Origin of the sequence: uncultured Campylobacter sp., from assembly GCF_938030785.1 — a bacterium.
Taxonomy (GTDB): Bacteria; Campylobacterota; Campylobacteria; order Campylobacterales; family Campylobacteraceae; genus Campylobacter_B.
Genome location: NZ_CALHIK010000104.1, coordinates 1 through 13,724, shown reverse-complemented (window position 1 = coordinate 13,724; position 13,724 = coordinate 1). Strand labels below are relative to the sequence as shown.

Annotated in this window: 11 protein-coding genes; 2 read left to right on the top strand and 9 right to left on the bottom strand. The window is 47.9% G+C overall.

The genetic code is table 11. The annotated features are described in order from the left end of the window. Positions 1-19: 19 nt before the first annotated feature. The 5 genes from Q0438_RS05875 to groES all read right to left on the bottom strand — a co-directional run bounded on the left by Q0438_RS05875 (position 20) and on the right by groES (position 5,393). The gene (locus Q0438_RS05875) at positions 20-181 is read right to left on the bottom strand and encodes a hypothetical protein (RefSeq protein ID WP_299188484.1); all 162 of its coding nucleotides are present in this window, start codon (positions 179-181) and stop codon (positions 20-22) included. A 791-nt stretch (positions 182-972) separates the two neighbouring features. Further along, positions 973-2,058, bottom strand: a complete 1,086-nt coding sequence (ispG, locus tag Q0438_RS05870; RefSeq protein WP_299188517.1) for a flavodoxin-dependent (E)-4-hydroxy-3-methylbut-2-enyl-diphosphate synthase — start codon at positions 2,056-2,058, stop codon at positions 973-975. A 512-nt stretch (positions 2,059-2,570) separates the two neighbouring features. After that, positions 2,571-3,185, bottom strand: a complete 615-nt coding sequence (locus Q0438_RS05865; protein WP_299188482.1) for a hypothetical protein — start codon at positions 3,183-3,185, stop codon at positions 2,571-2,573. A gap of 294 nt (positions 3,186-3,479) precedes the next feature. After that, a complete protein-coding gene (groL, locus tag Q0438_RS05860) occupies positions 3,480-5,117 on the bottom strand; it encodes a chaperonin GroEL (RefSeq protein ID WP_299188479.1) in 1,638 nt (545 codons plus the stop codon). A 12-nt stretch (positions 5,118-5,129) separates the two neighbouring features. Next, positions 5,130-5,393: a co-chaperone GroES gene (groES, locus tag Q0438_RS05855; protein WP_298098226.1), complete on the bottom strand. Its 264-nt coding sequence runs from the start codon at positions 5,391-5,393 to the stop codon at positions 5,130-5,132. A gap of 206 nt (positions 5,394-5,599) precedes the next feature. Here groES and Q0438_RS05850 point away from each other — a divergent pair, with 206 nt between their 5' ends. Further along, complete coding sequence (locus tag Q0438_RS05850) at positions 5,600-7,846, top strand: hypothetical protein (RefSeq protein ID WP_299188475.1); 2,247 nt, start codon at positions 5,600-5,602, stop codon at positions 7,844-7,846. A 376-nt stretch (positions 7,847-8,222) separates the two neighbouring features. Here the strand turns inward: Q0438_RS05850 and Q0438_RS05845 are convergent, their stop codons facing one another. The 4 genes from Q0438_RS05845 to Q0438_RS05830 all read right to left on the bottom strand — a co-directional run bounded on the left by Q0438_RS05845 (position 8,223) and on the right by Q0438_RS05830 (position 12,619). Continuing rightward, positions 8,223-8,858: a hypothetical protein gene (locus tag Q0438_RS05845; RefSeq protein WP_299188472.1), complete on the bottom strand. Its 636-nt coding sequence runs from the start codon at positions 8,856-8,858 to the stop codon at positions 8,223-8,225. A gap of 53 nt (positions 8,859-8,911) precedes the next feature. Next, positions 8,912-9,529: a hypothetical protein gene (locus Q0438_RS05840; RefSeq protein ID WP_299188469.1), complete on the bottom strand. Its 618-nt coding sequence runs from the start codon at positions 9,527-9,529 to the stop codon at positions 8,912-8,914. A 133-nt stretch (positions 9,530-9,662) separates the two neighbouring features. Next, a complete protein-coding gene (locus Q0438_RS05835) occupies positions 9,663-10,106 on the bottom strand; it encodes a GatB/YqeY domain-containing protein (RefSeq protein WP_299188467.1) in 444 nt (147 codons plus the stop codon). A gap of 275 nt (positions 10,107-10,381) precedes the next feature. Then, entirely contained in the window at positions 10,382-12,619 is a 2,238-nt protein-coding gene (locus Q0438_RS05830) for a nitric-oxide reductase large subunit (RefSeq protein ID WP_299188464.1), read from the bottom strand. Positions 12,620-12,862: 243 nt separating this feature from the next. On the opposite strand from Q0438_RS05830, the gene Q0438_RS05825 reads away from it, so the two are divergent. Then, on the top strand, positions 12,863-13,498 hold the full coding sequence (locus Q0438_RS05825; RefSeq protein WP_299188461.1) for a hypothetical protein: 636 nt from the start codon (positions 12,863-12,865) through the stop codon (positions 13,496-13,498). Positions 13,499-13,724: the final 226 nt, after the last annotated feature.

Below are 13,724 nucleotides of genomic sequence, written 5' to 3'. Positions count from 1 at the left end.
TTTGCGCGCTTTTGCGCGTCTAAATTTTAAGCTCTATAAAATCGTAAATTTTAATCCGCAGCTCAGTCCAGCACTTTTGAAAACCGATGCGGCTTTGAACGCTCACCGCAGTCTTGGAACTATCGCGGCTTTGAAAGCTTAGTGCTTGAAAGCCTGCGAAGCTCGGGGCCTTGCAACCCAAAATCTCGCTAGATCAAACAGCTTGCGATCTTGAAAGCTCGCGCGATTTTGAAACTTAACGCTTCCAAAAGCTACGCGATTTTAAGCCGTTACTCTTATGCCGCACACACACCGCGGCGATTTAAGACTGCGTCCAAAGGCAGCCGCGACGGATTTAAAATTTTGAAATTTCATAGAGCTTGAAATTTCGCTAGGGCTTAGAATTTTTTAAAATTTTAAGCCGACCTATTAAAATTTAGCGCTACAAGCTCGGGCATTAAATTTTGCGCCCGAGCTGCGGCGAGCAAACCTTTCTAAATTTAAACCAAAACGTCGCGATTTGAAATTTTTCAAACGCCTTAAACAATGAGCCAAATGCCGTGGCATTTAAATTTAACGCTCGCCCTCTGTTTCGCAAACGGTGCGTCCGTCGCAATAAATCGCGCTAAATTTAACGCGGCTCGACTCCTGCGCCGTGCTTTGAAATTTTACGCCGCAAATTTGGCGCCGAATCGCGAAGCTCAAATTTTAAAATAAAATTTTACGGCGAATTGCAAAGTTAAAATTTCAAACCCAAAATTTAAAAACAAAATTCCAGAGTTAAAATTTAAATCCAAAATTCCAAGCCGCACTCCCAAAGGCTCAAATTTAAAAGCGCCGCTTTAAAGACGAAATTTTAAAATTTTACGCCAAAACGCGCTGTACCGACAAACCTAAACGAGCTGCGATGAGCCAGGCGCGCCAAAATTCAGAGCCGAGCCGCCCAAGCTACGAATCATAGCGACATTTAAGCCGCTAAGCGCCCCGCAGCTCTCACGCTCCTTCGCGAACCCGCACCTCGTCCTCGACCTCTTGCAAAAACCGCTCCACGAGCTTGCTCTCCTCGAGTTTGGCGACCACTTCGCCGTGGCGCATCACGATGCCGCGCCCGTTGCCGAACGCGATCGCCACATCCGCGCCCTTCGCCTCGCCGATCGCATTTACGACGCATCCCATGACGCTGATATTTAGCGGCGTTTTGATATGCGCGGTTTTTTCTTCGACGATTTTGATCGCGCTTAGCAGATCGCTTTGCAAACGCCCGCAGGTAGGGCACGAAATGATATTGACGCCGCTTTTCTGCACGCCCGCGTCCTGCAGGATCGCGCGCGCGACGCGGATCTCCTCCTCAAGCTCGCCGGTAATGCTCACGCGCATCGTATCGCCGATCCCCTCCATCAGAAGCGCGCCCAGCGCGATCGCGCTCTTGATGCTTGCGTGAAATTTCGTCCCCGCCTCGGTCACGCCTAGATGAAAAGGATACTCGCATAGCGGGCGCAGCGCGCGATACGCAGCCACCGTGCTCGGCGCGTCCGAAGTCTTAAGCGAGATCGCGATATCGCTAAAGTCCTCATCCTCAAGCAACGCGGCGTTATACAGCGCGCTTTGCACCATCGCCTCCACGCTGCGGCCGTACTTTTGCTCAAACTGCTCCTCGAGTGAGCCCAAATTTACGCCGATGCGGATAGGCAGGCTGCGAGCTTTGCACGCGCGCACGACCTCTTTGATGCGGTCCTTGCCGCCGATATTGCCCGGATTTATGCGGATAGCGTCGACAAACTCCGCGACCTGCAGCGCCAAGCGAAAATTAAAATGGATGTCCGCTACGATGGGAAGCGGCGAGCTTTTTTTGATCCGCGCGAGCGCGTCCGCGTCCTGCTTATCGAGCACGGCACAGCGCACGATGTCGCAGCCAGCGAAATACAGGCGGTTAATCTGCTCTAGCGTGCGCTCTACGTCCTTGGTCTTAGAAAAGCTCATCGACTGCACGGAGATGGGCGCGCCGCCGCCGATCGCTACGGAGCCCACTTTGATCTGCTTGGTCTTGTATCTTTGCATCTTTTTCCTTTGAGCGGATATTTTAGCAAAATATCGCTTGCATTATCTTTGCGAAGCGCAAATTTTATAAATTTAGCAGGCGAGCGCAAGCGGCGCCGAACGCTTTTAATCCGCGCGCTTGAAAATTTCATTTGCTAAATTTTAGCGGTAGATCTTTCAGAGCGAAGCGAGCACGGCGCGATCAATATTTGCTAAATTTAAGAGCGCTCGGAGTGTTTGCTTAAATAAAATTCTGCCACAGAGTAAACGGGCGGAGTGCGAGATCAAACCGATACGGGCGCGGAAATTTTCAGCCGAATTTTACATAAATTTTCATAGCCGCAAGCGTCGAGCTTATGCCCGCGGAGTACTTAATCTCTAAATTTTGCTAGCAACTAGTTTTGATCTATTTTGTACAGCGTGCGAGGCTCGATTTTAAATTTACGCCGCACGTGCCGCTCGCAGGCCAAATTTTACGTGGAGCTAGCGCAATAATAAAATTTAACTTCTTAGGAGCCGATAAATTTCCAGCCTTCAGACCAAGTGCGGCGGGATTAGTGCCTAAATTCCACGTCGAGCTTGATCGTATCCATCTTATTTTGCAGGATGTCCAGCGCCGATTCGTTCCGACTTTTGCCTCCGCCTACGCCGTCCTTCTGCTGCCATTTGTACCTAGGAGCGTCCGAGCCGAACTCGGGCGAGAACGAAAAGCCCTTGCCTGGATGCCGCGCCTGCTCAGTGCCCGCGCTAGAGGGAGCGGGATCGCTTAGCTTCCAAGTACCGTCCTCGTAATACGCCCTCTCGCTTACCTCCAGCCTAAGCGGCGGCAAAGCGCGCCCGTCGCCTTTTTGTGCGGATCTGAACGGAACGTTTTTTGCGGGATTTTTTACAGCCGATTTTTTTGATCGTGCGGCGGAATTTTTTGCTTTTAAATTTTTTACTTTCGAGCTTTTCAGGGCGGATTTTTCGATTTTAGAGCTTTTTAAATTTGAAATTTCGATCGTGGAATTTTTACTCGCATATTTTTTGGTTTTCACATCCTCTTGCATCGCGATTTGGGATTTGTGATTTTGCGGCGCGACGATTTGATGCTCAGCGCTTTGAGCGGATAGCTCCGTAAAGCCTGCTAGAGCGAGCGCGAGTATAAAAATACGGGTAAAATTTTTCATCGTCTTCCTTCTTTTGGAATGAAATTTAGCAGAGCTTAGATTAAGCGGCGTTAAATTTAAGCACGGGAGTTAAAATTTCGCGCCGTAAATTTAAAATGATAGATTTTGAAATTAATGAAAAGGTCGTATAAAGCATCATAAAAACTCGCGACAAGCTGCGCAAAAGACGAAGCGCCGTAAAATTTATAACGCGGCGAGGTGCCGTAAAGATTTCACGGCACCCCACGGGACGCCGCAAAATCTCGCAGCACCGCCGCAATGCGTATGGGAGCGCCGAATGACGCCCCCACGGGACTACATCATTCCGCCCATACCGCCCATTCCGCCCATATCAGGCATTGGAGGCATTGCAGGTTTCTCCTCTTTGATTTCGCTTACGGTTGCTTCGGTCGTTAGAAGCAGGCTTGCGACGGAGACCGCGTTTTGAAGCGCGATGCGCTCGACCTTCACAGGATCGATGATGCCTGCGTCAAACATATTGACGTACTCGCCGTTTGCAGCGTTGAAGCCGAATTTTTTGTCTTTATTCTGCTCGACGGCATTTGCTACGACGCCCGCGTCAAATCCCGCATTCTCGGCGATCTGGCGAAGCGGAGCGAAAAGCGCGCGTTTGACGATGTCCGCGCCGATAAGCTCGTCGCCGCTTAGAGCTAGCTTTACGCTAAGTCCCGCTCTGATCAGCGCAGCGCCGCCGCCGATTACGATACCCTCGTCTACGGCTGCTTTAGTTGCGTTTAGAGCATCGTCCACGCGGTCTTTTTTCTCTTTCATCTCGGTTTCAGTCGCAGCGCCCACCTTTATAACCGCAACGCCGCCGCTAAGCTTAGCCATGCGCTCTTGAAGCTTCTCTTTGTCGTAATCGCTCGTAGTCTCGGCGATTTGAGCTTTGATCTGCGAAACGCGCGCGTCGATATCTTTTTTCTTGCCCGCACCGCCTACGATTGTGGTGTTGTCTTTGTCGATCACGATGCGCTCAGCCTGTCCGAGATCAGCCATAGAAGCGCTTTCTAGCGTTCTACCAAGCTCCTCGCTGATGACGGTGCCGCCCGTTAAAATCGCGATATCTTCAAGCATCGCCTTTCTGCGATCGCCAAATCCAGGGGCCTTGACCGCGGAGATGTTTAGCACGCCGCGAAGTTTATTTACGACCAAAGTCGCAAGCGCCTCGCCCTCGATATCCTCAGCGATGATTAGAAGCGGCTTGCCGCTTTTTTGAACCTGCTCCAAAACCGGAAGCAGATCTTTTAAATTTGTAATTTTTTTATCGAATAGCAAAACTAGCGGCGAGCCGAGCTCGACTAGCATTTTTTCTGCATTTGTGATGAAATACGGGCTTAGGTAGCCGCGGTCAAACTGCATTCCCTCGACGACGGTTAGCTCGTCGTTGATCGACTTTGCCTCTTCTACGGTGATGACGCCGTCTTTGCCGACCTTCTCCATCGCATCCGCGATCAGATCGCCGACGGAGCTATCGTTGTTCGCAGAGATCGTAGCGACCTGAGCGATCTCTTTTTTACCGCTTACTTTTTTAGATGATTTTTTTAGCTCTTCGATGATCGCGGCACTAAATTTATCCATACCGCGCTTAACCTCGATCGGATTTGCGCCCGCAGTTACGTTACGTAGGCCCTCTTTAAAGATCGCGTGAGCTAGCACGGTTGCCGTAGTAGTGCCGTCGCCCGCTTGATCATTGGTTTTGCTCGCTACCTCGCGCACCAAAGAAGCGCCCATGTTTTCGAGCGTATCTTTTAGCTCGATCTCTTTAGCGACGGTTACGCCGTCTTTTGTGATTGCAGGAGCGCCGAAGCTTTTTTGAAGCAATACGTTGCGACCGCGAGGTCCCATAGTAACTTTTACCGCATCGTTTAGCTTTCTAACGCCAGCGTAGAGCCTGTTTCTTGCGTCGTCTGAAAAAATAATCTCTTTTGCCATTTTCAATCCTTTTTATTTAATTATGCCTAAAACGTCTTCTAAATTTAAGATAAGAAATTTCTTATCGTCTAAGCTGATCTCGCTGCCTGCGTATTTTGCAAACGCCACGGTATCGCCCTTTTTCACGCCCTCGCATTCGCTGCCGACGGCTACGATTTTGCCGGTCGAAGGCTTCTCTTTTGAAGCATTGTCGGGGATGATGATGCCCGAAGCGGTCTTTTTGGTCTCCTCCTCACGCTCGATTAGAACGCGCTTGCCAAGTGGTTGAAATTTCATTTCAGTCCTTTCTTTGATTTGTGATTTTCTAAAATTGGCACTCAATGTGTTTGAGTGCTAAGATTATATGCAAAATTTATTTTCTTGTCAATAGTTTATGAAAAATTTTTATAAAACTTTAGTGATTTAAACTCAAGTATTGAGATTTCAAACGTTAAATTTTAAGGGCTATAATACCTTCAAATTTTAAATTTTAAGGGGACGAAATGAAAATTTTCGGCATAATCGCAGGAATTTTAATCCTGCTTATCGTAGGCGCCGGCTGCCTATTTTTCAGCGATTTTGGCAACAATCTTACCAAGCCTTACATAGAAAATTTGATCAAAGAAAAAAGCGGCCTTGACGTGAAGCTCGATAAATTCGATCTAAATTTCGGCGATCTGGACATCAGCGCCAACGTAAATGATGCTGCGAGCGTAAACGTAAAGGGCAAATACTCGCTTTTTGCGCGCTCTTTCGATCTTAACTACGACGCAAACGCGCACGATTTAGCCAAGCTCGGCATAAAAATGGACGAAGGGCTGAGCCTTAAGGGGCAAATTTTGGGCGATCTTGGCAAATTCGGCATCAACGGCAGCGGGCGGATTTTTGATAGCAACGTAAAATTTTTGGCAAATTTAAAAGACCTTAGTCCGCTTGATCTGCAAATCGACGCCAAGGCTCTAAACGTCGAAAAAGCCCTTGCCGTAGCCTCTCTGCCGATCTACGCAAAAGGAAATATCGACGTGCTCTCGGACATCAAGGCTAGCAGCGGCGGCGCAGAGGGCAACGCAAGCATCAAAAGCTCAAATTTGATCCTAAACGAATCTGCGTTTAAAGATATGAATATCTCCATCCCAAAGGGCGTGCAGATCACGCTAAACTCGGACATCACGGCGCAAAATGACGTCCTGCGAGCAGCAAGCAAGATCGATTCAACCCTGGGCAAGATCAGCGCCGAAAAATCGGAATTTGATCTGAAAAACAAAACTTTAAATTCCGATTTTAATCTAATTTTACCCGATTTAGCGAAACTCGAAAGCCTGCTCGGGCGCAAAATTTCTGGCGACGTTAAAGCAAACGGAAATTTAAAGACCGATTTTTCTACGCTTGAGCTTTCAAACTCGCAAATTTCAGCGTTTAAAGACGCGCTTAAAGCGGATGCGGGAGCCAAATACGATCTGAAAAACAAAAACGGCGAGCTGTCCGCAAAGCTAAACGCAAACGATCTAGCCGCGCTGCAAAACGTCCTGGGAGTGAAGCTGCAAGGCAAAGCAAACGGCGAGCTTAGCGCGGCTTTAGCGCAAAATGAGCTTAAAAATCTAAACTTAAATCTAAACGCGATGGGCGGTAACCTGAATGCGAGCGGAAATTTAAGCGATCTAAAGCTTAAGGCGAGCAATCTAAATCTGGCTGTGCTTTCGGCTCTGTTTTACGGCAACGCGATCGGAAACGGCACGATAAACGGCGATGCGAAGTTAAATTTAAAGGACGGTATCAACGGCACGGCGCAAATTTCGCTCGCTAACGGCGTGATTTTTAAGAAATTTTTAGACGGCGCGACGGGCAAGAGCTTTCCGAGCGATCTAAAAGCGGACGCGCAGGCGCAGACAAATATCAAAAACTCAGTCGCGACCTTTAGCGCAAACGCAAACTCCGATCTGGCGCAGCTTCAGAGCTTAAACGGCACTTATGAGCTTAAAAACAAAGCGCTTAAGGCAAACTACGCGCTGCTGATCCCGAGCCTGCAGCGACTGGAGTTTTTCTTAAATCGTAGACTAAACGGCAAGATCGCCGCTACCGGCGAGCTTTCGCATGACGGCAAGAGCCTGTTTGCGACCATAAATTCCAAGGTCGCGGGCGGCGAGCTGAACGGGCAGATCGCGGGCGATGAGGCAAATTTTAAAATCCAAAATTTCATCGTCAAAGAGCTTATGACGCTTCTAAATATCGATCACGTCTACGACGGCACGGGCAATGCAAATCTTACGTATAATACTAGCTCGCACAGCGGAAAATTCGACGCGATCATCAACAACGGCCGCCTTCCTAGCGGTGGATTGATCGATAAAATCGGCAAAATTTTAGGCCGCGATCTAGGCGGCGAGGTATATAATGACGCCAAAGTAAACGGCACGATCAAGCAGAATTTAATCAATTTTAACGCCGATATGAGCGCGCAAAAAAGCAAGCTAAACGTCACGGGCGGCACGCTGGATAGCAAAACGGGCGCGATTTCGGTACCGGTTAAGGCAAACATCGAAAAAACCGATCTTGAAATAAACATCACCGGCACGATCAAAGAGCCGAAATACAATATCCAATCGGACTATCTAAAGGGCAAGCTCGACAAGCAGATCGGCAAGGGCATCGACAAGCTTTTCGGCGTGAAAAAGGACGATAACAGCAGCAAAAACGACGCGAAAAAGGAGCAATCAGACGCGATTAAAGGGCTGATAAATGGGCTATTTTAGCCCATTCGCTCCCATTTGGCGTTTGGAATTTATGATACTGCTAAACGAGCGCGAAATTTGAAATTTTGAAATCTCGCGCAGTTTAAATTTTAAAATTTTATGCAGTTTAAAATTTAGAATTTTGCACTTGCAGGCGCAGCCGGAGCCTCAAAATTTTAAAGCTCGGCGAAAACTATTTATCAAAAATTTTTAATCTCGTTTCGATCTGTATTTTAATAGCGCTTCAAATTTAACACTGCAAATTTATACTGCTCGCGCCGCTATCTGCGATAAATTACGCAGCGCAAGCCTAGCGCCTTTTAAAATGCTTCGTATCAATACTGCGTGCCGTGTTTTCAGGTTATCCGATGCTAATTAAAATTTCGCGGCGCAATGTTTATTGCAGTTGGCGCCATGCTTGATAAAATTTGCACGCCATTATCGCAAGAAAAATGAGCGTAAAAGCTCCAAATATCGTAGCTGTAAATTTATCATCCGTCGTAGCGTATTTGTCATATCTGAATTTCATCAGATACTCGCGCTGCGGCGGATCGACGCTCGCATTATAATCCAAAAATAAGACCTGATATGCCGTACCGCGACCCCGAAACGGAAACGGACGGCTTTGATACCAAGCTTTAACTCGCTTGCCTTCCAGCCATTTGTATGCGATTAGCGAGATAGAAGGCTTGATATTTACACCTTGCCACTCATCCGCTCCTGACCGCTTAAAATTAGCTTCAGCAATTGCTGCATTGAGCAAAATTTTATTTTTATAAAAAGAGGTTAAGTTATCCGTATCGCCATTTAAAAAGACTTTGATAAATTTGCGCTCATCCGTAAAAATCTGCATATATTCGCGCCCATCATCGCTTCTGACATCCATGATTATTCCATTTGCGATTTTCAGATCATCTAAGCTTTTAGGATTCAAGCTAAAAAGAAATCCGTACCACATCGCCGCCAAATAAAATGCGATCATAAATAGATCGAACTTGCGATCTAAGTTATACCAAATTTCGCCGAGCTTCATCGATCATTAACATTGTAAGTTTCGCTGTAAGATACGGAATTTTACGGCTTTTATTATCGCGGGCTATATTCCTGCATCATCACCACGGGCAGAAACAGTACCGTTCCCACGATTATTATCGGCATAGCTACGATGGTGCTTATCGTATACAATAGGGCGTTACCCTCGCAGCGTTCAGACCTAACCTCGATGTGAGCGGGTATCGGAGAGCGCAGCCTATCGCTTGGCTTCATTATTTCGCTAAGATTTTTGATCTGCACGACGCGCGCATCGAAGTAGAAAATCACTTCTATCTCGCCTTTTTTCTCATCGATTTCGATGCGGTTTGCTAGAGCCTTGATTTTGGCGACATCTGCGCCGGCTGCGGAATTTAAAAACGCGCTGAAGCTACCGCGCACCTCGCCGTTTTTCGCATCCGTCACTTCGATCTGCACAAACTCGCGCTTAAGCCCCTTGGCGTATCCGCCGTCGTAAAATTCCGAGATATTCTTAAGCGACGAGCCATCCGTCAGCACATAGCTGAGTTTCTCGCCTACGATGTATTCCTTGCCGTCGTTTACGAAAAATGCCGTGATCTTTTCGGGCGTTTCATTCGCTCCGGGCACTACGTTTTGTTTGCACTGGCACCCCACAAGCAGAACGGCTAGTAAAACCGCGATAAATTTTTTCATGATAATCCTTTAAAATTTTAAATTAGCGTATAAATTCCGCAGCCAAAGCTCTATCTTAAAAAATTTCAGCGGCGAAATTTTGCGCCGATACAATTTAGCCGTAGCCGAACTTAAATTCAGCCCCAAACGCAGGCTACTTCAGTGCCGCTTTGACCGCCTCGCTTAGCCGCTTACCATCCACGCTTGAGCCGAGCGCTTCCTTGGCGGCTTTCATCACGCGCCCCATATCCTTTGTGCCGCTCGCACCGAGCTTGGCAATTAGCGAGCTGGCGGCGGCGGCAAGCTCGGCGTCGCTTAGTTGCGCAGGCAGATAGGATGCGATGATCTCGATCTCGCCCTGCTCTTTTTGTACCAGATCGTCGCGACCGCCCGCGCGGTACTGCTCCACAGAGTCGTTTCGGCGCTTGATCTCGCTTTGAAGTATGCTAAAGACGCGCTCGTCGCTAAGGCTGATGCGCTCGTCCACCTCGACCTGCTTAAGCGCGGCGTTAAGCATCCGCAGGCTGTCTCTGCGGAAGTGATCGCCGCTCTTCATCGCTGTTTTAATGTCTTCTAAAATTTGCTCTCGCACACCCATTTTTCACTCCTTTAGGTTAAAATTTCGGCGGTAATTTTAGCAAATTTAAAATTTGGCTCGGGTAAATTTAAGAGGATGAAATTTTAAAATTTTAAAGATTGATCGCGATTTACGGCTAAATTTAAAACTAGCCGCGGGTATCGTCTGCGGCAAAGACTCGCGCGCAGCTCCCCTTCGCGGAAAAAAGCTCGCGCAAAGTGCGCTAAATTTAAAAAGCCTCGCAAGAATATAAAATTCCTGCGAGGCAAAGCGAGTAATAAAAGCTCGCGAAGACTCTATTTAGCGCGCGAGAATATCATTCGCACGATTTGAAGCAAGAAGCACACGCTTCCTACCAAAAAGATCGTATCGCCGATGATGCGCGCCCAGCGAAGCCCGTAGAGGCTGTCTTTTTGCAAAAATTCCGCGCTTCTTGCGTACCACATACCCACGTCGATCGCCGCGAACGCCTGCAAAATTCCGACAGGTAGTAGCGAAATCAGTACCATTAGAAGCAGACCCGCATTAAGCGCCCAAAAGCCGATCTTCATCAGCGTATCGTCAAAGCTCTTTTCTCTATAAATATACAGCGCCACGAGCCATACGAAGCCGAGCGCCAAAAAGCCGTATACGCCGAATAATGCCGTATGCGCGTGCACCGCGGTGGTATTTAAGCCCTGAATGTAAAACAGCGCAAGCGGCGGGTTGATTAAAAAGCCAAAAACGCCCGCGCCCAGCATATTCCAAAACGCTACTGCGATGAAGCAGTAAAGCGGCCATTTTAAACGCTTAGCCCAATCCTGCGCGAATTGAAGCTTGTAGTAATGAAACGCTTCCGAACCCAAAAGCACCAAAGGCACGACCTCAAGCGCCGAGAAGCTCGCACCCACAGCCATTATCGGCGTAGTGGTGCCCGCAAAATAGAGGTGGTGGAAGGTACCAGGAATTCCGCCGATTAGGAAAATCGACGCGCTAGCAATCGAGGTGTAGGTGGCAAATTTCTTGCTTACTAAGCCCAAGGACGCGAACACGAACGCCAAAGACGCCGTCGCGAAAACCTCGAAAAATCCCTCGACCCAAAGGTGTACGACCCACCAGCGCCAGTACTCCATCACCGGGATCGGCGAGCGCTGCCCGTAAAATAGACCCGCGCCGTAAAAAAGCCCCACGGCGATGACCGAAGCGGTAAAGATCGCCAATAAATTCTTATCGCCCTCGGCTCTGAAGCCCGCGATAAAGCCGCGCAGCACGAGTACCATCCAGATCACAAGGCCCACAAACAGTATCAGCTGCCAAATTCTACCGAGGTCTAAATACTCATATCCTTGATGTCCGATCCAGAAGCTGCTGCTTGGATCCATCTTGCCCGCAATCGCCATGTATTCGCCCGCGAAGCTGCCGACGACCAAGAAAAGAAGCGCGTAGAAAAGCACGTCCACGCCGAGCTTTTGAAATTTAGGATCCTTGCCGCCGTTGATGATCGGAGCTAGAAACAATCCCGCCGCCAAAAAGCCCGTAGCGATCCAAAAAATGGACGCCTGCACGTGCCAGGTGCGAGCTAGCGAGTAAGGGATATATTGCGAAATATCAAGCCCGAAAAAGGACTGACCCTCGATCGTATAGTGCGCAACAAAGCCGCCGATGAAGGCTTGAAATGCAAACAACGCAATCGCTACGAAAAGGTACTTGCCGAGCGCCTTTTGCGACGGCGTAAGCGCTAAAGCGGCAATCGGATCGGCGTTTAGCTTTGCAGGAGCCTCGAAATCCTCGTCCTTTTTGCCGTAGAAATTTCCGAACCAAACCAGCAAACCGATGCCGGTAAGCAAAACAACGAGGCTTATGATTGTCCAAATGACGTTTTCCGTGGTAGGGACATTGTCTATCAGCGGCTCGTGCGGCCAGTTATTGGTATAGGTCGCCTCTCCGCTCGGACGATCCGTAGAAACCGCCCAAGCGGTCCAAAAGATGAAATCCATAAGCTCGGCGCGATGCTGCTCGTTTGCGAGCGTGTTTTCCTTCATCGCGTAATCCTCGCGAAGCTTTTTAAAGCGCGGATCGTTTCCGAAAACGCCCATATACTCGTCTTTTACGACCGCCATAGCCTTCAAGCGATCATCGCTTAGCTTGACGGTGCCGTCTTTTACGGTGTTGGTGCGGTACTCGGCCTTAGTAAGTGCCTTGATCTGCGCCTTTTGCTCGTCATTTAAAGCGTCAAATTTCACACCGAAACGCTCCTGCGCCTTAATATCCATAAACGCGACCAGCTCCTTATGTAGCCAATCCGCGCTCCAATCGGGCGCTTGATACGCTCCGTGACCCCAGATAGAGCCCACCTGCATACCGCCGATGCTCTGCCAGGCCTCCTGTCCGCGGTAAATGCGCTCGGTACTGATTAGCTCAGCTCCGCTAGCATCGGTAAATTTTACCACCGGCGGAGACTGCCTATACACCTCGCCGCCGTAAAAACCCAAGAAACTAAAGCCCACGATGAGTACCGCTACAAGCGCCATCCAGAGCTTTTTAAATTCTGCCATTTTCACTCCTTTAACTGAAATTAGGAGAGAATTTTACCTATTTAAATTTCGATAAGCATTGAGGCTCGTCAATAAAAAGATAAAATTTATCTGCTTAAGCTGGAATTTATGTAATTTTGAAAAAAAGACCGCTTAAAATGAGATTTTTTAATATACTAAATTTAAGTCCCGAAATAGTAAAATTAAAAACATAAAAACAAAGAGGCGATCAACCTATGGTGATCGTTAAAACAAGGAGATAGTATGAAAAAATTTATCGCGATTTTATTAGCCGTAGTGCTAGTTGGGTGTCAATGCAAACAGGGCTCCGTGACGGCTAAGCAACAGGCGAGCGAGAGTATAAAGGCGTTTTTCGTAAATGACGGCAAAGAGTATATCGTCGGCGAAAAATTTAGCTACGTGCTAACGCGCGGCTCTTCGCTTAAAAACATATCGCGCTTCTACGACGAGGGTTACGCCAAGGGGCTTAAGCGTGAACTTGTTAAAATCGTCGTGACGAATGCCGATACCGGGCGCGCACGGGGTGAATTTAGCGCATTTTTAAATTCGGCCGCGGGCGCAGATGTCGCCAAAATCAAGGCTCTGGCGGATCGTCTCGAAATAGATGAGAAAAAAGGCGAGATCGAGGTTGTTTTTAACTTTGACGCGCAAGTAGTGGATATAAAAAATTTAAACGAAATAATGAAGCCTAGCGATAGATTAAAGGTGCCTATAAAAGCAAATCTTGAAATTCTACCCGGCAGTAGGGAAAGCGACGGACCAAACCCTCTTGGCGTTATCATAGCACTACCGGTATTAATCGTAGGTACCGTAGTTTTTATCACTGTAGGCGGATTGATTTATGCTACTGCTAGCACCGTAGAGGCGATTACGAATTGAGGCATAAATTTATAATTTGATACGCTTTTGATTTGCCGACAGCTGCTTTAGCGTTTTTATAACTAATAGGCATTAAATTATTTGTTATTCGCCCGGCGCAGGGTAAATTTACTAAATAATTTCATGCCGATAAGTGGCTAGCGTTGGTTTTATTGCTTGGCGTTTTGTACTTTCTAAAAACAAATTTCGCTAATAGAATTTTAATTACGCTATAAATCAACATATA

Excerpts from the sequence above, each read along its gene's own strand:
- Q0438_RS05865 (WP_299188482.1), bottom strand. The coding sequence starts at position 3,185 with ATGAAAAATTTTACCCGTATTTTTATACTCGCGCTCGCTCTAGCAGGC.
- groL (WP_299188479.1), bottom strand. The coding sequence starts at position 5,117 with ATGGCAAAAGAGATTATTTTTTCAGACGACGCAAGAAACAGGCTCTAC.
- groES (WP_298098226.1), bottom strand. The coding sequence starts at position 5,393 with ATGAAATTTCAACCACTTGGCAAGCGCGTTCTAATCGAGCGTGAGGAG.
- Q0438_RS05850 (WP_299188475.1), top strand. The coding sequence starts at position 5,600 with ATGAAAATTTTCGGCATAATCGCAGGAATTTTAATCCTGCTTATCGTA.
- Q0438_RS05845 (WP_299188472.1), bottom strand. The coding sequence starts at position 8,858 with ATGAAGCTCGGCGAAATTTGGTATAACTTAGATCGCAAGTTCGATCTA.
- Q0438_RS05840 (WP_299188469.1), bottom strand. The coding sequence starts at position 9,529 with ATGAAAAAATTTATCGCGGTTTTACTAGCCGTTCTGCTTGTGGGGTGC.
- Q0438_RS05835 (WP_299188467.1), bottom strand. The coding sequence starts at position 10,106 with ATGGGTGTGCGAGAGCAAATTTTAGAAGACATTAAAACAGCGATGAAG.
- Q0438_RS05830 (WP_299188464.1), bottom strand. The coding sequence starts at position 12,619 with ATGGCAGAATTTAAAAAGCTCTGGATGGCGCTTGTAGCGGTACTCATC.
- Q0438_RS05825 (WP_299188461.1), top strand. The coding sequence starts at position 12,863 with ATGAAAAAATTTATCGCGATTTTATTAGCCGTAGTGCTAGTTGGGTGT.